At 66.9% G+C, this 21,741-nt stretch carries 20 protein-coding genes; 9 read left to right on the plus strand and 11 right to left on the minus strand.

The genetic code is table 11. The features are described from left to right. Positions 1 to 46: 46 nt before the first annotated feature. From gyrB to dnaA, 6 genes are all read right to left on the minus strand, one after another. Positions 47 to 2,116 (minus strand): DNA topoisomerase (ATP-hydrolyzing) subunit B, encoded by a 2,070-nt coding sequence (gene gyrB / locus AB0N06_RS20065; protein WP_366136029.1) that lies wholly within the window; start codon positions 2,114 to 2,116, stop codon positions 47 to 49. Between the two features lie 414 nt (positions 2,117 to 2,530). Next, on the minus strand, positions 2,531 to 3,112 hold the full coding sequence (locus tag AB0N06_RS20070; protein WP_366136030.1) for a DciA family protein: 582 nt from the start codon (positions 3,110 to 3,112) through the stop codon (positions 2,531 to 2,533). Further along, positions 3,109 to 4,239: a DNA replication/repair protein RecF gene (gene recF, locus AB0N06_RS20075; protein ID WP_366136031.1), complete on the minus strand. Its 1,131-nt coding sequence runs from the start codon at positions 4,237 to 4,239 to the stop codon at positions 3,109 to 3,111. The genes AB0N06_RS20070 and recF overlap by 4 nt, the downstream gene beginning before the upstream one ends. Before the next feature lie 78 nt (positions 4,240 to 4,317). Beyond that, positions 4,318 to 5,196, minus strand: coding sequence for a phosphogluconate dehydrogenase (NAD(+)-dependent, decarboxylating) (gene gnd / locus AB0N06_RS20080; protein ID WP_358856653.1), 879 nt, complete (start codon positions 5,194 to 5,196; stop codon positions 4,318 to 4,320). A gap of 131 nt (positions 5,197 to 5,327) precedes the next feature. Next, positions 5,328 to 6,458, minus strand: coding sequence for a DNA polymerase III subunit beta (dnaN, locus tag AB0N06_RS20085; protein WP_030930479.1), 1,131 nt, complete (start codon positions 6,456 to 6,458; stop codon positions 5,328 to 5,330). Positions 6,459 to 7,520: 1,062 nt separating this feature from the next. Next, positions 7,521 to 9,317 (minus strand): chromosomal replication initiator protein DnaA, encoded by a 1,797-nt coding sequence (dnaA, locus tag AB0N06_RS20090; RefSeq protein ID WP_366136032.1) that lies wholly within the window; start codon positions 9,315 to 9,317, stop codon positions 7,521 to 7,523. Positions 9,318 to 9,698: 381 nt separating this feature from the next. On the opposite strand from dnaA, the gene rpmH reads away from it, so the two are divergent. The 9 genes from rpmH (at position 9,699) to AB0N06_RS20135 (ending at position 16,603) form a co-directional block, all read left to right on the plus strand. Further along, positions 9,699 to 9,836 carry a 50S ribosomal protein L34 gene (gene rpmH, locus AB0N06_RS20095; protein ID WP_030930485.1) on the plus strand — a complete coding sequence of 46 codons (138 nt, stop codon included), beginning with the start codon at positions 9,699 to 9,701 and terminating at the stop codon, positions 9,834 to 9,836. Positions 9,837 to 9,854: 18 nt separating this feature from the next. Then, entirely contained in the window at positions 9,855 to 10,226 is a 372-nt protein-coding gene (rnpA, locus tag AB0N06_RS20100; RefSeq protein WP_078840444.1) for a ribonuclease P protein component, read from the plus strand. After that, entirely contained in the window at positions 10,223 to 10,582 is a 360-nt protein-coding gene (gene yidD, locus AB0N06_RS20105) for a membrane protein insertion efficiency factor YidD (protein WP_358856651.1), read from the plus strand. The genes rnpA and yidD overlap by 4 nt, the downstream gene beginning before the upstream one ends. Positions 10,583 to 10,585: 3 nt before the next feature. Then, on the plus strand, positions 10,586 to 11,866 hold the full coding sequence (gene yidC, locus AB0N06_RS20110; protein WP_366136033.1) for a membrane protein insertase YidC: 1,281 nt from the start codon (positions 10,586 to 10,588) through the stop codon (positions 11,864 to 11,866). Positions 11,867 to 11,880: 14 nt separating this feature from the next. Next, positions 11,881 to 12,390 (plus strand): R3H domain-containing nucleic acid-binding protein, encoded by a 510-nt coding sequence (locus AB0N06_RS20115; protein ID WP_030930494.1) that lies wholly within the window; start codon positions 11,881 to 11,883, stop codon positions 12,388 to 12,390. 109 nt (positions 12,391 to 12,499) lie between these two features. Beyond that, the gene (gene rsmG / locus AB0N06_RS20120; RefSeq protein ID WP_366136034.1) at positions 12,500 to 13,216 is read left to right on the plus strand and encodes a 16S rRNA (guanine(527)-N(7))-methyltransferase RsmG; all 717 of its coding nucleotides are present in this window, start codon (positions 12,500 to 12,502) and stop codon (positions 13,214 to 13,216) included. 292 nt (positions 13,217 to 13,508) lie between these two features. Beyond that, positions 13,509 to 14,585 carry a ParA family protein gene (locus tag AB0N06_RS20125; RefSeq protein WP_366136045.1) on the plus strand — a complete coding sequence of 359 codons (1,077 nt, stop codon included), beginning with the start codon at positions 13,509 to 13,511 and terminating at the stop codon, positions 14,583 to 14,585. Continuing rightward, positions 14,582 to 15,682, plus strand: coding sequence for a ParB/RepB/Spo0J family partition protein (locus AB0N06_RS20130; RefSeq protein WP_366136035.1), 1,101 nt, complete (start codon positions 14,582 to 14,584; stop codon positions 15,680 to 15,682). The genes AB0N06_RS20125 and AB0N06_RS20130 overlap by 4 nt, the downstream gene beginning before the upstream one ends. A 303-nt stretch (positions 15,683 to 15,985) precedes the next feature. After that, positions 15,986 to 16,603, plus strand: a complete 618-nt coding sequence (locus tag AB0N06_RS20135; RefSeq protein ID WP_366136036.1) for a GNAT family N-acetyltransferase — start codon at positions 15,986 to 15,988, stop codon at positions 16,601 to 16,603. Positions 16,604 to 16,684: 81 nt separating this feature from the next. Here AB0N06_RS20135 and trxA read toward each other — a convergent pair whose 3' ends face one another. The 5 genes from trxA to AB0N06_RS20160 form a co-directional block, all read right to left on the minus strand. Continuing rightward, positions 16,685 to 17,017, minus strand: coding sequence for a thioredoxin (gene trxA / locus AB0N06_RS20140; RefSeq protein WP_366136037.1), 333 nt, complete (start codon positions 17,015 to 17,017; stop codon positions 16,685 to 16,687). 45 nt (positions 17,018 to 17,062) lie between these two features. Beyond that, the gene (gene trxB, locus AB0N06_RS20145) at positions 17,063 to 18,025 is read right to left on the minus strand and encodes a thioredoxin-disulfide reductase (protein WP_358856646.1); all 963 of its coding nucleotides are present in this window, start codon (positions 18,023 to 18,025) and stop codon (positions 17,063 to 17,065) included. 133 nt (positions 18,026 to 18,158) lie between these two features. After that, the gene (locus AB0N06_RS20150; RefSeq protein WP_366136038.1) at positions 18,159 to 19,112 is read right to left on the minus strand and encodes a hypothetical protein; all 954 of its coding nucleotides are present in this window, start codon (positions 19,110 to 19,112) and stop codon (positions 18,159 to 18,161) included. Continuing rightward, positions 19,109 to 19,813, minus strand: a complete 705-nt coding sequence (gene sigM / locus AB0N06_RS20155) for an RNA polymerase sigma factor SigM (RefSeq protein WP_366136039.1) — start codon at positions 19,811 to 19,813, stop codon at positions 19,109 to 19,111. The genes AB0N06_RS20150 and sigM overlap by 4 nt, the downstream gene beginning before the upstream one ends. Positions 19,814 to 19,977: 164 nt before the next feature. Then, positions 19,978 to 21,699: a serine/threonine protein kinase gene (locus AB0N06_RS20160; RefSeq protein WP_366136040.1), complete on the minus strand. Its 1,722-nt coding sequence runs from the start codon at positions 21,697 to 21,699 to the stop codon at positions 19,978 to 19,980. Between the last annotated feature and the right edge of the window lie 42 nt (positions 21,700 to 21,741).

Raw genomic sequence — 21,741 nt, forward strand, 5'->3', positions numbered from 1 at the left:
GCTGGTCAAAGTCCTTTCGAGCTGCGGCTTGCTTGGTACGGCCGACTCAGATGTCGAGGAAGCGGACGTCCTTCGCGTTGCGCTGGATGAACGAGCGCCGTGCCTCGACGTCCTCACCCATCAGCACCGAGAAGAGGTCGTCGGCCTGCGCCGCGTCGTCCAGCGTGACCTGGCCGAGCACGCGGTGGTCGACGTCCATCGTCGTGATGCGCAGCTCCTCGGCGTTCATCTCGCCGAGACCCTTGAAGCGCTGGATCGAGTCTTCCTTGATCCGCTTGCCGTTCTGCTTGCCGAGCTCGACCAGGGCGTCGCGCTCGCGGTCCGAGTACGCGTACTCGAAGTCGTCGCGGCCCCACTTGATCTTGTAGAGCGGCGGGCGGGAGAGATAAACGTGGCCGGCCTCGACCAACGGCCGCATGAAGCGGAAGAGGAACGTCAGCAGCAGCGTGTTGATGTGCTGACCGTCGACGTCGGCGTCCGCCATCAGAATGATCTTGTGATAGCGGAGCTTCTCGATGTCGAAGTCCTCGTGGACTCCGGTACCGAAGGCCGAGATCAGCGCCTGGACCTCGGTGTTCTGCAGGATCTTGTCGACCCGGGCCTTCTCGACGTTCAGGATCTTGCCTCGGATCGGCAGGATGGCCTGGTACATCGGGTTACGGCCGGACTTCGCCGAACCACCGGCGGAGTCACCCTCGACGATGAAGATCTCGCACTTCGTCGGGTCGTTCGACTGGCAGTCGCTCAGCTTGCCCGGCAGCGAGGCGCTCTCCAGGAGCCCCTTGCGTCGGGTCAGGTCGCGCGCCTTCCGGGCGGCGACGCGGGCCGTGGCCGCCGCGATGCCCTTGCGGATGATGTCCGCGGCCTCGTTCGGGTTCCGGTCGAACCAGTCCGTGAGGTGCTCGTGGACCACCTTCTGGACGAAGGTCTTCGCCTCCGTGTTGCCCAGCTTGGTCTTCGTCTGGCCCTCGAACTGCGGCTCACCCAGCTTCACCGAGATGATCGCCGTCAGACCCTCACGGATGTCGTCACCGGTGAGGTTGTCGTCCTTCTCGCGCAGCAGCTTCTTGTCCCGCGCGTACTTGTTGACCAGCGTGGTCAGCGCCGCGCGGAAGCCCTCCTCGTGCGTACCGCCCTCGTGCGTGTGGATCGTGTTGGCGAAGGAGTAGACGCCCTCGCTGTACTGCGTGTTCCACTGCATCGCGATCTCGGCCGAGAGGAGTCGCTCCTTGTCCTCGGCCTCGATGTCGATCACCGACTGGTGAATGACGTCGCCCTTGCGGGAGTTGAGGTACTTCACGAAGTCGACGATGCCGCCCTCGTAGTGGTACGTGACCGTACGGGCCGCTTCCTCCTCGGCGACCTCGACCGCCTCCGCGACATCCGCGCCCGCCGTCGCCTTCGCCGACTCACGCTCGTCCGTGAGCTTGATCGTCAGGCCCTTGTTGAGGAACGCCATCTCCTGGAAGCGGCGCGACAGGGTCTCGAAGGAGTACTCGATGGTCTCGAAGATGTCGCCGTCGGCCCAGAAGGTGACGGTCGTACCGGTCTCCTCGGTGGCCTCGTTCCGGGCCAGCGGCGCCGTGGGCACACCGAGCTTGTAGTCCTGGGTCCAGCGGTAGCCGTCCCGCCTGACCTCGACGGAGACGCGCGTCGACAGGGCGTTCACGACGGAGACACCGACACCGTGCAGACCGCCGGAGACGGCATATCCGCCACCGCCGAACTTGCCGCCGGCGTGCAGCACCGTCAGCACGACCTCGACCGCCGGCTTCTTCTCCGACGGCACGATGTCGACGGGAATACCGCGACCGTTGTCGATCACTCGGACCCCGCCGTCGGCAAGGATCGTGACGTCGATGGTGTCCGCGTGCCCGGCCAGGGCTTCGTCGACCGAGTTGTCGACGACCTCTTGCACAAGGTGGTGAAGTCCACGCTCACCGGTCGAGCCGATGTACATGCCAGGTCGCTTACGGACCGCGTCCAGGCCCTCGAGGACGGTGATCGCGCTGGCGTCGTACGAGGCAGCTGCCTCGCCGCTCTCACCGGGGGTGGACGGAATGTTCTCGTTGGGGTTGCCGGAATCGGCCACGAAGCGCCCTTTCTGGCACAGCACAGGCCGTTCTCCGGGCAAGCGGGAGCGGCTGCGTCGTTCGGCTTGTATCGACGACTCCCGCAGATGCGGGATTGTTCACCAGTCTACCGGTAGCGCCGACACGAATGGGGGTTTGCCGGTACCTGAGTCCGCATGTGCCGCCCTGAATGAGCGCCTGACGACTCCCCATATTCGGGATGGGGCCCCAAGAGGCTCACGCGGGCATTGAGCGCTTCGGCCTGTCAACCTCTCACTACGGTGAGGGACGCCTCGGCCGCACCGCAGGATTTCAACCTGTACAAACCCGTACATCACGGAAGCAGCAGACAAAACCGCAGAAAAGGCAGCACACCACCGCAGCCGAACTCCTCCGGACTGCGGGACGGCAGCCGCCGACATCGGGCAAAGAACCGCGCAGAGAGAGAAAAGCCCAGGTCAGCCGTAAGTATCGCCCGGGCCGACGCTTCCCGGCGCACGCAGCGGACCGAATCTGCGCTGCGGACCACCCGGCCCCAGAACCTTGATCAACTTCACGGTGCCATGCCCCAGATCCGCGTTCAGCCGGGCAACCAGCTGCGGCGCCAGCAGCCGCAGCTGCGTCGCCCAGGCCGTCGAATCGCACTGCACCGTGAGCACCCGTTCCTCGGGGGCCTCGTCGTACCGCAGCGGCACACAGTGATTGGCCAGATCATCACCGACGATCTGTGGCCAGCGGCCCATCACACCACCCACCGCCGCGGGGGTCTCCCAACCGCGCTCGGTGATCAGACGATTGATCGCGGCGCCCAGCGGCAACGGATCGCGCCCGTCCGCCCGCGCGCCCGAACGCAGCCCACCGCCCCGTCTGGCCTGTTTCTTCTGCTGCGCCGCGGCCCCACGTGCCCGCGCCTGCTCCTTCGCGGCACGCAGAGCGACCCGCGCCAGATCGACACCGGACGCCTCCGGCTGCTTCGCCTCGCCCAACGGCTCCTGCGGGCCGCCGGCAGCGCCCTTCGCCGGATCGACGGAGCCGCTCATATCCGCTTCACCTCGCCCGCTGACACCGCATACCGCGATCCCGCCAGCACACCCGGAACGTCATCGTCCACCGCCGCCGTCACCAGCACCTGCTCACCCGGAGCCACTAGCTCCGCCAGCCGCTCCCGGCGCCGCGCGTCCAGCTCGGCGAAGACATCGTCCAGGACGAGCACCGGCTCATTGCCCTCGGTGCGCAGCAGATCGTACGAGGCAAGCCGCAGCGCCAGCGCGTACGACCAGGACTCGCCATGGCTCGCGTATCCCTTGGCGGGCATCCCGCGCAGTCCCAGCAGCAGATCGTCACGGTGCGGACCGACCAGCGTCACACCCCGCTCGATCTCCTGCTTGCGGACCTCCGCGAGCGCAGCGAGCAGCTGCTCATACAGCTCGTCACGGGTACGGGCGGGCTCCACGCCCGCACCGACGGAACTGCGGTACTCCAGCGTCACCGCGCCACCACCGGGCGCGACATCCGCGTATGCCTTGTCCGTCAGCGGCTGCAGGGTCGCGATCAGATCCAGCCGCTGCGCCAGCAGCTCCGCGCCCACCCGGCCCAGATGCTGGTCCCACACATCGAGGGTGGACAGATCCATCGACCGGCCGCCGTGCCTGCGCGCCATCGCCGCGGACTTCAGCAGGGTGTTGCGCTGCTTCAGCACCCGCTCGTAGTCCGAACGGACACCGGCCATCCGCGGCGAACGCGCAGTGATCAGCTCGTCGAGGAAGCGCCGGCGCTCCCCGGGATCGCCCTTGACGAGCGCCAGATCCTCCGGCGCGAACAGCACGGTTCGGACGATCCCCAGCACGTCACGGGGCCTGACCTGCGGCGATCGATTGATTCGGGCGCGATTGGCCTTGCCCGGGTTGAGCTCCAGCTCGATCAGCTGCGCGCGCTCGCCCTGGGTGACGGCGGCCCGGATGACGGCCCGGTCCGCCCCCATCCGCACCAGTGGCGCATCGGAGGAAACACGATGGCTACCGAGCGTCGCGAGGTAGCCGACGGCCTCGACCAGATTCGTCTTGCCCTGACCGTTCGCCCCCACGAACGCGGTGACGCCCGGGTCGAGAGGAACCTCGACCCGGGCGTACGAGCGGAAGTCGGCCAGCGAGAGATGCGTGACATGCATGGTGTATGCCGACCTTCCCGGCTTCCTGCTCCGTGCTCCGCGGCGCGGGCCGGTGATGTCGGCCCGCCCTCGGTGCGGTTACTTCTTGTTCTCGACTGCGTGGCCACCGAACTGGTTGCGCAGCGCGGCGATCATCTTCATCTGCGGGGAGTCGTCCTGGCGCGAGGCGAATCGCGCGAAGAGCGACGCGGTGATCGCGGGCAGCGGCACCGCGTTGTCGATCGCGGCCTCCACCGTCCACCGGCCCTCACCGGAGTCGGCGGCGAAGCCACGGAGCTTGTCGAGGTGCTCGTCGTCGTCCAGCGCGTTGACCGCCAGGTCGAGCAGCCAGGAACGGATGACCGTGCCCTCCTGCCAGGAGCGGAAGACCTCGCGCACATCGGTGACGGAGTCGACCTTCTCCAGCAGCTCCCAGCCCTCGGCGTAGGCCTGCATCATGGCGTACTCGATGCCGTTGTGGACCATCTTCGCGAAGTGGCCGGCGCCGACCTTGCCCGCGTGGACGGAGCCGAAGTCGCCTTCCGGCTTCAGCGCATCGAAGATCGGCTGGACCTTCGCCACGCTCTCGGCGTCGCCGCCATACATCAGCGCGTAACCGTTCTCCAGGCCCCAGACGCCGCCCGAGACACCGCAGTCGACGAAGCCGATGCCCTTGATGCCCAGCTCGACCGCATGCTTCTCGTCGTCCGTCCAGCGGGAGTTCCCGCCGTCCACGACGATGTCGCCGGGCGAGAGCAGCGCAGCCAGCTCGTCGATCGTGGACTGGGTCGCGGCACCGGCCGGGACCATCACCCAGATGACCCGCGGGCCCTTCAGCTTGCCCACAAGCTCTTCGAGGCTGTGGACATCGGAGACGTCCGGGTTGCGGTCGTAACCGATGACGGTGTGGCCTGCGCGGCGGATGCGCTCGCGCATGTTGCCGCCCATCTTGCCGAGGCCGACGAGACCGAGCTCCATCAGAGATTCCTTAAGCGTTGTGCCGATTCGTACCCAAGGCCGAGCCTACGCCCGGCCTGGGACAGACCGACGGGCATGCTCGGAGCCGAGCGTGCCCGTCGGACGCTGCCGTGACAGGACCGGTGGCCGGATCATCCGGAGAGGCGGACCGGCATGATCAGGTACTTGTACGCGTCATCCGCCTCGGCATCCACAGCCGGCCGGCCGCTGAGCAGCGCGGGCTTGGTGGACGTCGTGAAGGAGAGCTGGGCGACCGGGGAGTCGATCGCGCTGAGCCCGTCGAGCAGGAAGGTCGGGTTGAAGGCGATCGAGATGTCGTCACCGTCCAGCACGGCGTCGACGCGCTCCACAGCCTGTGCATCGTCGCTGGATCCGGCTTCCAGGATCAGCACACCCTGCTCGAAGCTGAGCCGCACCGGGGTGTTCCGCTCAGCGACGAGGGCCACACGCTTGACGGCCTCGACGAACGGGGCGGTCTCGATGACGGCGACCGAGTTGAACTCGGTGGGGAACAGCGTCCGGTACTTCGGCAGATCGCCTTCGAGCAGTCGCGTGGTCGTACGCCGGCCCGCGCCCTCGAAACCGATCAGACCTTCACCGGCACCCGAGCCGGACAGCGCCAGCGTGACCGTGTCACCGCTGGTCAGAGCCTTGGCAGTGTCCAGCAGCGTCTTGGCGGGCACCAGGGCCACGGCCGACGCGTCCGGGTTCTCCGGCTTCCACAGGAACTCGCGGACCGCGAAGCGGTAGCGGTCGGTGGACGCCAGGGTGACAGTGTCGCCCTCGATCTCGATCCGCACACCGGTCAGGACGGGCAGCGTGTCGTCCCGGCCCGCGGCGATGGCGACCTGAGCGGCGGCCGAGGCGAAGACCTCGCCGGGAACCGTGCCCGTCGCCGTCGGCATCTGCGGCAGCGCCGGGTACTCCTCCACAGGAAGGGTGTGGAGTGTGAATCGCGAGGAGCCGCAGACCACGGTGGCCCGTACACCGTCGGTGGAAATCTCCACCGGTCGGTTGGGGAGGGCGCGGCAGATATCGGCGAGCAGCCGGCCGGAGACCAGCACCGTGCCGTCCTCCTCGACCTCGGCATCCACCGAGACCCGGGCCGAGACCTCGTAGTCGAAGCTGGAGAAGCTGAGGGCGCCGTCCTCAGCCTTCAGAAGAAGGCCCGCAAGAACGGGCGCCGGCGGACGGGCCGGAAGGCTGCGGGCCACCCAGGCCACTGCCTCCGCGAGTACATCGCGCTCCACCCGGATCTTCACCGGAACCGCCTCCTGCTGTTGCTCGCTCGCCCTGCTGGCCTTCGTGGTCTGGTCGGGGTCGCTCCGCCGATGGCAGGGGGAGGACGTCCCGGGACCAGTCTGACGCACGGCACCGACACTCGGTGCTGCTCGGGGTCAAGTCGCGACAAGAGGTTCGGAGAGCTCCGGCGCCGAGTTGTGCACAGCACCCACTTCGAAGCGGAATCCGAGCTAACTCTATGTGGCAGTAGTAGTAGGGCCTGTGGAAACCGTGGATAACGTCGTTTTCGCAGGTCAGGCCCGGTTTTTTATCCACTGCCCCTGTGGGTGGCATCGGTGGACAACCCGGCGTTTCTGTGGACACGCAAAAGTTCTGCACACCCGATGCACAGGGCAGGGGGGTTTCTCCCCAGGGCTGTCCCCAGTTTTACCCAGGTTCCCCACAGCCCAACCGGGCTCCCCGGTGTGACGCCTTTCACTCCGCGCGGTGAAAGCGGGTGTTGTGTTGCCGAACAGTGGACAGGGGTGTGGAGAAGCTGGGGACAACACAGCCCCGCCTGTGGGCTGCCGGTGGACAACATCGGGTGGTCCCTGTGGACGAATATTTTGTCCACAGGCTGTGGATCGCTGTTGACCACAAATCCCCAGGCCCTTGACCTGGCCTGATGGAGTATCGGCAGTCGCCCCTGTGGAAGCAATATGGACAACTTCGCGATCCCCAGGCTGTGGAGGGGAAATTTTCCCCAGATCTGTGGAGAACCGCAGGTCGGCGGCGTGTATTCGAACACCAAGGCCAGGGCGGCAGCGCGCGGATGGCGCCGGGAAGGGGTCCGGGAGGCCGCTGGAGGCTCCGCCGAGGTGTCCCGGAGCCCCACGGAGGCGTTCCGGAGGCGTTCCGGAGGCCGGCAGAAAAGCTTCCGGTGGCCGACAGAAACGCTTCAGGACCACGCCGAGGCGTGCCCCGACCCATGGATGCGGGCAGGAGACGACGAAGGGCGCCCCTGCCAGACTTCCGCGGAAGTCCGGCAGGGGCGCCCTCGGCGCCGTGCATGAAGTCGTGCCAGAAGCCGTACCGGCGCTCTGTCAGCCGTTCTTGATGCGGTTGGTGAGCTCGGTGACCTGGTTGTAGATGGAGCGTCGCTCCGCCATCAGCGCACGGATCTTGCGGTCCGCGTGCATCACCGTCGTGTGGTCGCGGCCGCCGAACTGCGCGCCGATCTTGGGCAGCGAGAGATCCGTCAGCTCACGGCAGAGATACATCGCGATCTGGCGAGCCGTCACCAGCACCCGGCTGCGTGAGGATCCGCAGAGGTCCTCCACGGTCAGACCGAAGTAGTCGGCGGTCGCCGCCATGATGGCCGTAGCCGTGATCTCCGGAGCCGAGTCCTCGCCACCCGGGATCAGGTCCTTCAGCACGATCTCGGTCAGCCCGAGATCCACCGGCTGCCGGTTGAGGCTGGCGAAGGCCGTCACCCGGATCAGCGCTCCCTCCAGCTCCCGGATGTTGCGCGAGATGCGGGAGGCGATGAACTCCAGGACCTCCGGCGGGGCGTTGAGCTGCTCCTGCACCGCCTTCTTACGGAGGATCGCGATGCGCGTCTCCAGCTCCGGCGGCTGCACATCGGTGGTCAGACCCCACTCGAAACGGTTCCGCAGCCGGTCCTCCAGGGTGACCAGCTGCTTGGGCGGCCGGTCCGAGGACAGCACGATCTGCTTGTTGGCGTTGTGGAGCGTGTTGAAGGTGTGGAAGAACTCCTCCTGCGTCGACTCCTTGCTCGCCAGGAACTGGATGTCGTCGACCAGCAGGATGTCCACGTCGCGGTACCGCTTGCGGAAGGTGTCGCCCTTGCCGTCGCGGATCGAGTTGATGAACTCGTTGGTGAACTCCTCGGAGCTCACATAGCGCACCCGGGTGCCCGGGTAGAGACTGCGCGCGTAGTGCCCGATGGCATGCAGCAGGTGCGTCTTGCCGAGCCCCGACTCCCCATAGATGAAGAGGGGGTTGTACGCCTTCGCGGGTGCCTCGGCGACAGCGACGGCGGCGGCGTGCGCGAATCGGTTGGATGCGCCGATGACAAAGGTGTCGAAGAGGTACTTCGGATTCAGCCGGGCATGGGGTTCGCCGGGACCGGGTGCGGGTGCGAGCTGTGCACCTATCGGTCCGGTGGCGCCGCCGGGGCGTCCGGTGCCGGGACCGCCCTGCCGGTGCTGGGGGTCCGGCATGTCGTGGCGCTCGGGGCGCAGCTGCTCGTAACCCTGGTGCTCGGGCGGCTGGGACCGGTAGTCGTGCTGCTGGGGGCGGTAGTCGTGCTGCGGCTCACGCCACTGCTCCGCGGACGCGTCGCGCTCCTGGAATCCGCCGAGCCGGGGCTGCTGCCAGGAGAGGTCCTCCTGGGTGCGCGGCCAGGCGCCGGGCTCGGGGCGCTGCTGCTGGTAGTCGGGGTAGGCGGGGCGGGCCGTCGGCATGCCGTCGTCCGAGGGCCGGTGGCCGTATCCGTCGTACGCGTCGTTGTGCTGCCGCTCGTCGTGCTGCGGTCCCTGGTAGCGATGCTGTTCCAGCTGCTGGGACTGGTGCATCGGGGGTGCCGGCGGGTTCGGCGGCTCGCCCGCCGAGTCGTCGACAGTGATCGCGATCCGGATCGGGCGTCCGCATTCACGGCTCAGGGTCTCGCTGATGAGCGGCGCAAGCCGTCCCTCGAGGACGCGCTTGCCCCATTCGTTGGGCACGGCGAGCAGCGCGGTGTCGGCGACCAGTGCGAGCGGCTGGCAGCGCTCGATCCACTGCTTGTCCTTCGGCTCGATGCCCTGCTGGCCCTCCCCGAGGAGTTGCTCCAGCACTCGTGGCCACACTGCGGCAAGATCGGCAGGTACGTCAGCCACAAGGCACGCTTTCTCGCTGGTCCCACGAATGTGTGGTTCTCGGGACGGGATGGGTCGGGACGGGTGAGGCCCGGCAGGCGGGAAGAAAAAGAACCGCAGTCCAGCCACGGTAGTCAGGCCGACCCGTGAGGTTCAAGTCGTTGTCCACAGGCTGTGTACAGCGTGGGCCCTCGCGGGGCGGGTTTGACCGGATGGCGTAGCCGCGCGTACCGTGACCAGGTCGAGTTGTCGATGGCTGCTGCCGCCTGCCTCCGATGGGCAAAGATCACGATCTGTGATTGTGAAGCGGTGCACTAAGGCGTTTACGCGAAATCCCTCGTGGGCGCACGGTGACAGCCAGGCGATGTCCCGCCAACACACAATCATTTCTGGAGCCCCCGAGTGAGCAAGCGCACCTTCCAGCCGAACAACCGTCGTCGCGCGAAGACCCACGGCTTCCGGCTGCGTATGCGCACCCGTGCCGGCCGCGCGATTCTCGCGTCCCGCCGTGGCAAGGGTCGCGCCAACCTGTCCGCCTGATCGCGCACAGGTCATGACGTGCTGCCTACCGAGAATCGGCTGAGGCGGCGCGAGGACTTCGCGACCGCAGTACGTCGAGGACGCCGGGCCGGACGGCCGCTACTCGTCGTCCATCTACGCAGCGGTGCAACGGACCCGCACGTGACTGGGGAGAGTGCTCCCCCGCCGCGTGCGGGTTTCGTTGTCAGCAAAGCCGTGGGTGGCGCGGTCGTGCGCACAGCCGTGAAGCGGAGGCTTCGCCATCTGGTCCGCGATCGTCTGGCCATGCTGCCCCCCGGTAGCCTGGTTGTCGTACGAGCGCTGCCCGGATCGGGCGACGCCGACCATGAACAGCTGGCCCGAGACCTGGACGCCGCCCTTCAGCGGCTGCTGGGAGGGGGCGCGCGATGAAGTACCCGCTGCTGGCTCTGATCAAGCTGTACCAGTGGACGATCAGCCCACTCCTCGGGCCTGTCTGCCGTTACTACCCGTCGTGTTCCCACTATGGATATACGGCGATCGACCGGCACGGAGCGATCAAAGGAACCGCGCTGACCGCGTGGCGCATCCTGCGGTGCAATCCGTGGTCACCCGGCGGCGTGGACCATGTTCCGCCACGCAAACGTCCGCGTTGGCACGAACTGCTGCGTAATGCACTGCGTGGCAGCAAGGCCGGGGACTCCGCCGCTGACGTGCCTCTTGGGGGGACGGCCTCCGAACCCCCAAGCCCGGCCGCAGAGACTTCGCCCAATGCTCAAGGAGCCTGATTAGTGGACACGATTGCCAGTCTGTTCAGCTTTATCACTTACCCCGTTTCGTGGGTCATCGTCCAGTTCCACACGCTGTACGGAGCGATCTTCGGCGATAACACGGGCTGGGCCTGGGGCCTGTCCATCGTGTCCCTAGTGGTGCTGATCCGGATCTGCCTGATCCCGCTTTTCGTCAAGCAGATCAAGTCGACCCGGAACATGCAGGTGCTCCAGCCGAAGATGAAGGCGATCCAGGAGCGCTACAAGAGCGACAAGCAGCGTCAGTCCGAAGAGATGATGAAGCTGTACAAGGAGACGGGTACCAACCCGCTCTCCTCGTGCCTTCCCATCCTGGCGCAGTCGCCGTTCTTCTTCGCCCTGTATCACGTGCTTTCGGCCATCGCCTCGGGCAAGACGATCGGTGTCATCGACCAGCCGCTGCTCGACAGCGCCCGCCAGGCGCACATCTTCGGTGCTCCGCTCGCTGCCAAGTTCATGGACAGCGAAGCGACCGTCCAGGCGCTCGGTGCCTCGCTGACCGATGTCCGGGTCGTCACCGCGGTCATGATCGTCATGATGTCGGCGTCGCAGTTCTTCACCCAGCGCCAGCTGATGACGAAGAACGTCGACCTGACGGTCAAGACGCCGTACATGCAGCAGCAGAAGATGCTCATGTACATCTTCCCGCTGATCTTTGCCGGCATGGGCATCAACTTCCCTGTCGGTGTCCTCGTCTACTGGCTGACCACGAACGTCTGGACCATGGGCCAGCAGATGTACGTGATCAACCAGAACCCGACCCCGGGCAGCAAGGCGCAGAACCAGTACCTGGAACGTCTGCTGAAGAGCGTCGTCGCTCACGGGGAGGTGCGCGGCCGCACCAGGCGCAACATGATCAAGCGGATCGTGGCCAAGGGCCCGGACCGCAACGACATCGAGCGGAAGTTCGTCACCGGACTGGCCAAGCTCGGCCTTGCCGCCCAGGAGGACGGCACGGTGACGAAGAGCGATACCGCTCTTGCCGAGGCCGAGGGTGGATCCGCACAGAAGCGCCAGCAGCCCAAGCGCCAGACCAAGGCGAAGCGTCAGAGCGGTGCGACTCAGGCCGGTTCCGCTCAGCCCGGTGCGGCGAAGGAGACACACTCCACCGAGTCGGAGGCCAAGGCCTCGCTGCAGAAGCAGGACGCACCCCAGGACGACAAGCCGAAGCCGGCGGGCAAGCCCGCGTCCGGCTCCTCACGCCAAGCCAAGTCCGGACAGCGCAGGGGCCCGCAGCGGCCCAAGCACCCGTCCAAGAAGTAAGAAGGAGTCCATCCGTGACGGAAGGCACCACCTCCACGGCCGCTGAGGGCAGCGACACCTTGACCCGCCTTGAGCAGGAAGGGGAGATCGCAGCCGACTACCTCGAGGGCCTGCTCGACATCGCCGACCTCGACGGTGACATCGACATGGACGTCGAGGCTGACCGGGCCGCGGTCTCGATCATCAGCGACTCGGCACGTGAACTGCAGAAGCTCGTGGGCCGCGACGGTGAGGTGCTGGAGGCGCTCCAGGAGCTGACGCGCCTGGCTGTGCACCGGGAGACCGGTGACCGTAGCCGTCTGATGCTGGACATCGCAGGCTTCCGGGCCAAGAAGCGTGCGGTCCTGGCCGAGCTGGGTGCCAAGGCCGCGGACGAGGTCAAGAAGACCGGTGAGCCGGTGAAGCTGGACCCGATGACACCGTTCGAGCGCAAGGTTGTGCATGATGCGGTTGCGGCCGCAGGTCTGCGCAGCGAGTCGGAGGGCGAGGAGCCGCAGCGCTTCGTCGTCGTTCTCCCGGCCTGACCGGACCCTTGTTCTGTCGGCCCCGTCTGTTCGCAGGCGGGGCCGATCTTTGTCAGCCTGATAGTCAGCCACCGACAGTGCGGTAGTGCGGTATGGAAGGACGGTTCCCGTGACGGCGGAAGTAGGGCTTCCCCAGGCACCTGAAGAGGCGCGGGCGGTTTTCGGTGAGTTCTTCCCGGAGGCTGTCCGGTACGCGGAGCTCCTTGCCGATGCTGGGGTCAAGCGCGGTCTGATCGGCCCCCGCGAAGTGCCTCGGCTGTGGGAAAGGCATCTGCTGAACTGCGCGGTGCTCTCCGAAGTGGTGCCCGAAGGTGTCACGGTCTGCGACGTGGGCTCCGGAGCAGGTCTTCCGGGGATTCCACTGGCGTTGGTGCGTCCCGACTTGAAGATCACCTTGCTGGAGCCGCTGCTTCGGCGGACGAACTTTCTCCAGGAAGTCGTCGAGTTGCTCGGGCTGGACCATGTGACCGTGGTCCGCGGCCGGGCCGAGGAAGTCCTGGGGACGCTTCAGCCGGTCCATGTCGTCACGGCCCGGGCTGTGGCGCCGCTCGATCGACTCGCCGGCTGGGGTGTGCCACTGCTGCGCCCCTACGGGGAGATGTTGGCGCTCAAGGGCGACACCGCCGAGGAGGAGATCAACGGCGCACGGGCTGCTTTGAGCAAGCTCGGAGTGGTGGAGACCGAGGTGCTGCACGTTGGGGAGGGCGTGGTCGAGCCGATGTCCACCGTGGTGCGCGTGGTGGTCGGCGAGAGCCCGGGTGGTGTGAGGTTCGCCGCAAAGAGGGCCAAGGCCGCAAGGACGAGCCGCACGCGACGGCGGCGCTGAGCCGCGTAGTCACGTTGCGAGATCAGTCATTACGTACAGTTTGTGCCGTCTATCGGTAATGCTCCGCACAAGCAGCCATACGCACTCTGTGCGGAGTGTCGTGCCCCTGTAGCTAGGCTGCAGGGGCATCGTGTTTCACGTGAAACGTCGCTCTCTGCTGCATGGAATCATCGGCCGCGGCCGTGCGGCTGCCGCTCCGCGCCATCGCAGGCCCGCTAGGGCTACGGAGTTGTCCACAGAAGTGGATTCATCCACAGAAGAGCGGGCCTCGCTGGTTCACGACCCCGAAAGCATGGCAGGCTCTGCTCATTGCGAGCCTGAAGTCGAGGAGAGTGAATCCTTGCGGTCCGACGCCAACATCGCGGGACCGATGACCGATCCGGTCCCCGGTCCCCGAACCGAATCGGCGGGGGACGGTGTTTCACGTGAAACACCGCCGCCGATGGATGACACACCCATCGGTCGTGCGGCCCAGCTGGCGGTCGAGGCCCTCGGCCGCGCCGGCGAGGGGCTGCCCCGCCCTGACCAGACACGCGTCATGGTGGTGGCCAACCAGAAGGGCGGCGTGGGCAAGACGACCACGACGGTGAACCTTGCCGCCTCGCTTGCACTCCACGGCGCACGTGTTCTGGTGGTCGACCTCGACCCGCAGGGAAACGCCTCCACGGCCCTGGGCATCGACCACCATGCCGAAGTTCCCTCTATTTATGACGTTCTGGTGGAGAGCAAGCCGCTCTCCGACGTGGTGCAGCCCGTACCGGACGTCGAAGGTCTCTTCTGCGCCCCCGCCACCATCGATCTCGCCGGTGCGGAGATCGAACTGGTATCGCTGGTGGCGCGGGAGAGTCGACTGCAGCGAGCGATCCAGGCGTATGAGCAGCCACTGGACTACATCCTTATTGACTGCCCGCCTTCGCTCGGTCTGCTGACGGTCAACGCCATGGTCGCCGGCGCCGAGGTGCTGATCCCCATTCAGTGCGAGTACTACGCGCTGGAAGGACTGGGACAGCTGCTGAGGAACGTCGATCTCGTCCGGGGACATCTGAACCCCGATCTGCATGTGTCGACGATCCTTCTCACCATGTACGACGGCAGGACCCGGCTCGCCTCCCAGGTGGCGGAGGAGGTGCGCAGTCACTTCGGCAAGGAGGTGCTGCGCACAAACATCCCCCGGTCGGTACGAATCTCGGAGGCACCGAGTTATGGGCAGACCGTTCTGACCTACGACCCGGGTTCCAGCGGATCCTTGTCGTATCTCGAAGCAGCTCGTGAGATTGCCCTGCGGGGGGTCGGGGTGCACTACGAGGCCCAGCACGCCCACTCAGACAGCCAGAACAGTCAGCGGAACATTTCGGAGGGGATCCAGTGAGTGAGCGTCGTAGAGGATTGGGGCGTGGGCTCGGCGCGCTGATCCCCGCTGCCCCGCAGGAACGTCAGGTACCAGCCTCCGAGCCGGGCGCGGCCTCGCCCAGCGCGATTCCGGTGATGACGGCTGAGCGAGGAGTGGCCGCTGCAAAGGTGGCCACGCTCGCGGCTGCTTCCGCTGTAGCGGGGCCGAGTGCACCCGTCTCACAGCCAGAAGCCTCCTCCGACGCGACGGGCGCTGCGGGAGCGTACTTCGCCGAGGTTCTCCTCGGCTCCATCACTCCGAATCCCCGGCAGCCTCGTGAGGTGTTCGACGAGGACGCGCTTGCCGAGCTCGTCACCTCCATCAAGGAGGTCGGTCTCCTCCAGCCTGTCGTCGTGCGGAAGCTGGGACCGGAGCGCTACGAACTCATCATGGGCGAGCGGCGCTGGAGGGCCTGCCGTGAGGCGGGTCTGGAGCGCATCCCGGCCATCGTGCGGGCCACGGACGACGAGAAGCTGCTCCTGGACGCACTCCTGGAGAACCTCCATCGGGCTCAGTTGAACCCACTGGAGGAGGCAGCCGCGTACGACCAGCTGCTCAAGGACTTCAAGTGCACGCATGACCAGCTGGCCGACCGTATCGGGCGGTCGCGCCCGCAGGTGTCGAACACGCTGCGGCTGCTGCGGCTTTCTCCGCCTGTGCAGCGCAGGGTCGCTGCCGGGGTGCTGTCGGCCGGTCATGCCCGAGCGCTGTTGTCTGTGGACGACTCCGAGGAGCAGGATCGGCTGGCCCATCGCATCGTGGCCGAAGGCCTCTCGGTGCGTGCGGTCGAGGAGATCGTGACCCTGATGGGTTCCCGGACCACCAGTACCCCAAAGGCCAAGGGGCCCCGCGCCGGCGGTCGGCTGTCTCCCGCTCTCTCCGATCTTGCTTCCCGGCTCTCGGACCGCTTCGAGACCAGGGTGAAGGTCGACCTCGGGCAGAAGAAGGGAAAGATCGTCGTCGAGTTCGCCTCGATGGAAGATCTGGACCGCATTCTCGGCAGTCTGGCGCCGGGTGAGGGCCGCGTGCTGGAACGGCGTCTTTCCGAGGAGTCGGCCGAGGACGGCGAGGGCTGACACCCGCTGAGTGAGCCGTGGGGCGGGCCGTGTGCGGGTACCTACCGGAACACGGCCCGCCCTTTACTTTCTCACGGTGTCGGCTTCGTCTCCGGGTGGATACGATTCGTTCTGATATGGCACATCCAGCTTGATCCACCTCGGCGGAGGGAGGGCCATGCGATCAGTGAGCCGCAGCCGGCTGGTGACAGTGGGGCTGGGCTTGGGAGCCGTCGGAGGGTTTGTCGGCGGCCTGCTCCGCGAACGGAGTGCACTGACCGCCGCACGTGATGCGGCGGGCGAAGGAAGTGAGGAACAGCCTTCATGGGACGGCGGCTCGTACCGCTCACACTGGATAACCTTCCCGATCTCCCCAAGCGCTGCCGCTCCTGTGTCTTCTGGGAGCTTGATCCGGTCAGTGGGGAAGCTGCGGTAAAGGCAGGCACTCCGGAGCTGGAAAAGGAAGCGTGGATCTCGGCTGTCCTGCTGGAGTGGGGATCGTGTGGCCGGGTCGTCTATGTGGACGATGTGCCGGTCGGCTTCGTCCTCTATGCGCCACCGGCGTATGTTCCGCGTTCGACCGCCTTTCCCACCAGTCCCGTGTCCCCCGATGCCGTGCAGTTGATGACTGCGTGGATCATGCCCGGATATCAGGGGCAGGGTCTGGGGCGGGTCATGGTGCAGACCGTCGCCAAGGACCTGCTGCGACGAGGGTTCAAGGCGATCGAGGCCTTCGGTGATGCCCGGTGGAAGGAGCCGGCCTGTGTACTTCCGGCTGACCATCTGCTGGCGGTGGGCTTCAAGACTGTACGCCCGCATCCGGTGCATCCACGGCTGAGACTGGAGCTGCGCACGACGCTTTCGTGGAAGGAAGACGTCGAATTGGCACTGGACCGGTTGCTGGGTGCCGTGCAGAAGGAACCGGCACTACGCCCACTGTGATCCGAGAGCTCGGGAGAACGTGAAACGGGTCCATCCCCTCAAGGGATGGACCCGTTTCACGTGAAACAGCGCACCCTGGTCCTACTTGGCGATGAAGCCTTCGAGGTCGCGGAGGATTGCGGCCTTCGGCTTGGCGCCGACGATGGTCTTGGCGACCTCGCCGCCCTGGTACACGTTCAGCGTCGGGATCGACATCACGCCGTACTTGGCGGCGGTCGCCGGGTTCTCGTCGATGTTGAGCTTGACGATTTCGATCTCGTCGCCGTGCTCGGCCGCGATTGCCTCCAGGGAGGGAGCGATCTGGCGGCACGGGCCGCACCAGGCTGCCCAGAAGTCCACCAGTACGGGCTTCTCGCTCTTCAGGACGTCCTCCTCAAAGGAGTCGTCAGTCACGTTCTTCAGGGCGCCGGCCACGGCGGCCTCCTTAACTTCGCGGGGGTGTGGGGTGAGAAGCGTGGATCAGACGGCTGCCGCAGCGGCCTTCTCTTCGTCGGCGAGCACGGCAAGGAAACGCTCGGCGTCGAGGGCGGCGGAGCAGCCGGTGCCGGCAGCGGTGATGGCCTGCCGATACGTGTGGTCGACGACATCGCCGGCGCCGAAGACGCCGGTCAGGTTGGTGCGGGTCGAGGGAGCGTCGACCTTGAGGTAACCCTCGTCGTCCAGGTCGAGCTGCCCCTTGAAGAGCTCGGTACGCGGGTCATGGCCGACGGCGATGAACAGACCAGTCACCGCAAGCTCGGACGTCTCGCCGGTCTTGGTGTTGCGCAGGGTCAGACCGGAGAGCTTCTGCTCGCCGTGAACCCCGGCGACTTCGCTGTCCCAGGCGAACTTGATCTTCGGGTCGGCGAAGGCGCGCTCCTGCATGGCCTTGGAGGCGCGCAGCGAGTCGCGGCGGTGGACGATCGTGACCGACTTGGCGAAGCGGGAGAGGAACGTCGCCTCCTCCATGGCCGTGTCGCCGCCGCCGACCACAGCGATGTCCTGGTCCTTGAAAAAGAAGCCGTCACAAGTGGCGCACCAAGAGACGCCGCGTCCGGAGAGCGCGTCCTCGTTGGGCAGACCGAGCTTGCGGTGCTGGGAGCCGGTGGTGACGATGACAGCCTTGGCGCGGTGCACGGTGCCGGCCGTGTCGGTGACGGTCTTGATGTCTCCGGCGAGGTCGACGGCGATCACATCGTCGGGAATGAGTTCGGCGCCGAAGCGCTCCGCCTGGGCGCGCATGTTGTCCATGAGCTCGGGGCCCATGATCCCGTCCTGGAATCCGGGGAAGTTCTCCACGTCGGTGGTGTTCATCAGCGCGCCACCAGCGGTGACGGCGCCCTCGAAGACCAGAGGCTTCAGCGACGCGCGTGCGGTGTAAAGGGCGGCTGTGTAGCCCGCGGGGCCGGAGCCGATGATGATCACGTTACGGACGTCGCTCACGGGTTTCTTCCTCGTCTCTGCAGACTGCCTACTGTCCACGCCTACTGGGGTCGGTTCAACGACTCTCACCCCACCCAACGGATCCTACGGGGGATGCATTCCCGACGTGCCGGAGCGGCGTCCGGTGGCATTTTCAGGGGCGGGGGTAGGCGTGGGTCAGGAGAAGATCGCCCCTGCCTGCGGGGTCTGTGCGGACGCAGCCGGCATCGATGACGTAGGCCTGGACGAGGGTGGCGTCGGTCTCGTGCGGCAGAACGACCAGGAAGGCGTTGGTGTCTTCGTAAGTGCCTTCCTCGACGGCGAGTGGGGCAGTCTCTCGTCCGGTGCCCAGCTGTACACAGGCGGGGACGGACGCGACGGGAGCGCGCAGCGGTGTGCCGGAGGCTGAGGTGGCAGGGGACTCGCCCTCCGGGGTCGGCTGGACATCGACGGACGGCGCCTGCTTCTCGGCGTCGGGATGCTTGGGAGGGGACGTCTCGGCATTGCTCAGGAGGCTGTGCACGCGCTGGCTGAGCGGGGAGCCCGAGAATGCGCTCGCTCCCGCCTTCGAGGCACTGACGCCCATGTCCGCCGCCTTGGACCCTGCGGAGTTCTGGGACGTCTGGACCATCTGCAGCATGAGGACGCTCATGCCCACCGCCGCCGCGCCGAGCGCTGTGCCGAGGACGATGCGGCGGCGCCGTGACGACTGGCGGCCAGGGCCGCCGGTGGCCCTGGGGTGCCCTGAGGGACGGTCCGCAACGTTGGACTGAGCCGCCCTGTTCGCCGCTTCGCGGCCCCGCGCCTCTTGCTTTCCCGCAACCTGACGCTGTTCTGCGGCGGCTTCTGTTTCACGTGAAACATCGGCCTCGGCGGCCAGCGCGGCATCGATACGGTCTGCGACATCCTCGGGCATACGCACGGGAGGGGGCAGAGTGCCGAGTAGTCCGCGGATCTCTTCGAGAGCGGACCGGACATCGCCACAGAGTGCGCAGTCATCCACGTGGCGGCTCACTTCCGCCGTGCGGGACGGCGAGAGCAGCCCTTCGGCGAGCTCAGAGATCTCCGAGACGTCCGGGTGCTGGCTCGTGTCGGTCGTTGATGTCACGTGCGCCCACCTCCGCCCTTCACTCCGGCGGGATCACTGGTCTCTGCGTCCCTTGGCCCCGATGCGGGTGGGACGGATGGTCTCTGCGGCCGGTTCCTTCCCATGCCGAGTTCACCGCTCTCTCCGACTTCACCGCGGAGGTGGGTCAGGAGGGGGGCCAGTCTGGCTCGGCCCCGTGCACAGCGGCTTTTCACGGTGCCGGTCGGCACTCCGAGGATGAGAGCGGCCTCCGCCACGGGATATCCCTGCATGTCCACGAGAACCAGTGCGGCCCGTTGTTCGGCGGGAAGCGTGCCGAGGGCCGCCAGAAGTTCACGGTGCAGATCCTGACGCTCGGCTGGTGCCTCGGCGGACTCGTGGGGCTCCAGGAGCTGTTCGAGTCGCTCGGTGTCGTCGACGGGTGATGTCTTGCGTGACGCCGCCTTGCGGACCCGGTCGAGGCAGGCATTGACCGTGATGCGATGCAGCCAGGTGGTGACGGCAGACTGGCCGCGGAAGGTATGAGCGGCCCGGAAGGCGGAGACCAGAGCGTCCTGAACCGCGTCGGCCGCTTCCTCGCGGTCTCCCAGCGTTCGCAGTGCCACGGCCCACAGCCGGTCCCGGTGGCGCCGTACGAGCTCACCGAAGGCGTCCGGTTCACCGGCTACATGACGAGCGAGGAGGTCTGAGTCGCTGAGTGGCTCTGAAGGCTCGGCGGCCACCTCCCCCCCTTCCCTCCTCTGTGTGTCAGGTCCGTTTGTCTATCACGATTCAGGCGAGCGGGGGCAGAGAGATGAGGAAGCTCGGTCCGATGAGTGCTGCGGTCGTTCGCTACTGCTCGCGCAGCAGGCCGGCGGGGAGGATGCGTCCCCGCCGGCCTGTGCTGTCAGCCGAGAACGGAGATCTCCGAGATGCCGCCGCGGAAGAGGCTCGCTGACCCGTCCGGCGGAAGTTCGGTGATGTGGATCAGGATGTAGCGAGTCCGCACCGGCTCGTCGAGGTTCTTCTCCAGGCCGTTACCCGCCGTAGCGAGCTTCGTGAGGTGCTGCGGGAAGTCGGACAGGGATGACGGCGCGGATGCGCTCTTGTCGGCGGCCAGCACTTCGGCCTTCTGACCGCTGCGGTACATCTCGATTTTGATGCCTCGCACATCCTGCACACTGCCGAGGTCAACGACTATGCCGCTGCCCTGCTTGCGGTTCGCGAGGTTGCCGAAATTTGCGTAGCCCTTGTACTGAGGGGTGACCCAGGCGGTGTCCGACTTACCGTCCACGGCATAGGGCACGTCCTCCTGCTTTATCCCCGAGCCGCCGGGCATGAACTCCGTCGCTGTGACGATCCGCAGCGGCTTGGTCGGAGCGGGAGCGTGCTTGTCGCCGTTCGACGGGTTGGTCTGTGTGGTGCCGGGGTCATCCGGGGCGTTGTCGTGACCGAGTAGCGTCTCGGCGAGCTGCCAGCTGCCGAGACCCAGGGCCGCGATCAGCAATGCGGACACGGCCCACTTGAGGGCCTTGCCGGTGCGGCTCTGGAGCGGCGCCGGGGGTGCGGCCGTCACGGGCTGAGTCACGGATACGCCGGGACGGGCGGCCGGACGTCCGTAGGTGCCCTGCTGGTAGGTCGTCCGCTGGTACTCGGGCGGAGCTGTGAACGTGGGCTCGGGCGGGCGGATGCGCGGCATCGCCGCGACGGCCTTGGCAAGCTCGTCCGGGGTGGTGCACGGCTGTTCCTGCCGGGAGGCGGTGGCGCCGTCATTGGCCAGGGCGCGCATGGCGAGCTCGGAGAGACCTCGGTGCACGCCGGCCCGCACCTGGTCGGGGGCGATCAGCCCCACGCCCTTGGGTAGTCCGGAGAGACCGTACGCGTCGTTCTCGTACGGCCAGCGCTGGGTCAGCGCGGCGTAGAGCAGGGCGCCGATCGCCTCCGTGTCCGTGCGCTGAGGACGCTCTGCGGTGATGCCGCGCAAGGCGGCGTTAACGGCGAGGCCACGGATCCGGTACTGACCGGTCGAACTCCGCAGCACCGCTCCCGGGGTGAGCCTCAGATGCGCGAGGCCCTCGCGGTGCGCGGCCGCCATGGCCTGGGAGATCTGGCTGACCAGCTGGTACGCGTCGTGAGCGTCCATGGGGCCGGAGGCCAGCAGAGCCGTGAGCTCGGTGGCGTCGGGAAGCCATTCATGGACGACGTAGACAAGGTCGTCCTCCTCGACCGCGTCGAGGACCTGCACGAAGCGGGGGTCGCCGAGCAGTGCGGAGGACCGGGCCGCGGCCAGCACGGAGCGGGCTCGCGGGTGGTCCGCGGGGAGCAGATGGACGCCCACCGCGCGGCGCAGTTTCTCGTCGACAGCACGCCAGCTGCTGAATCCGTCCAGGCGGGTGACGCACTCTTCCAGACGGTAGCGCTGGGCAAGTCTGTGGCCGCTGTGCAGATCAGGGGTCGCCGAGGCGGCCTCCGGGCTGCTTCGCTCATCGTCTGCGTCCCGGGGGCTGGTGCCCGCCGATTCCTGGGCTTCTGCCGTCCCGTCGGTCGTGGCCTCGTCCGCCTTGGCGGCCAGCGGCTCATCACCGCTGTTGTCGGCCACGTCGACGGCAGCCGTGCTACGTTCCGCCACCGTCGTTCCTGCCTCCCCATCCGTTGCGCGATGCCAGCCAGC

The organism is Streptomyces sp. NPDC051020 (assembly GCF_040683105.1).
Taxonomy (GTDB): Bacteria; Actinomycetota; Actinomycetes; order Streptomycetales; family Streptomycetaceae; genus Streptomyces.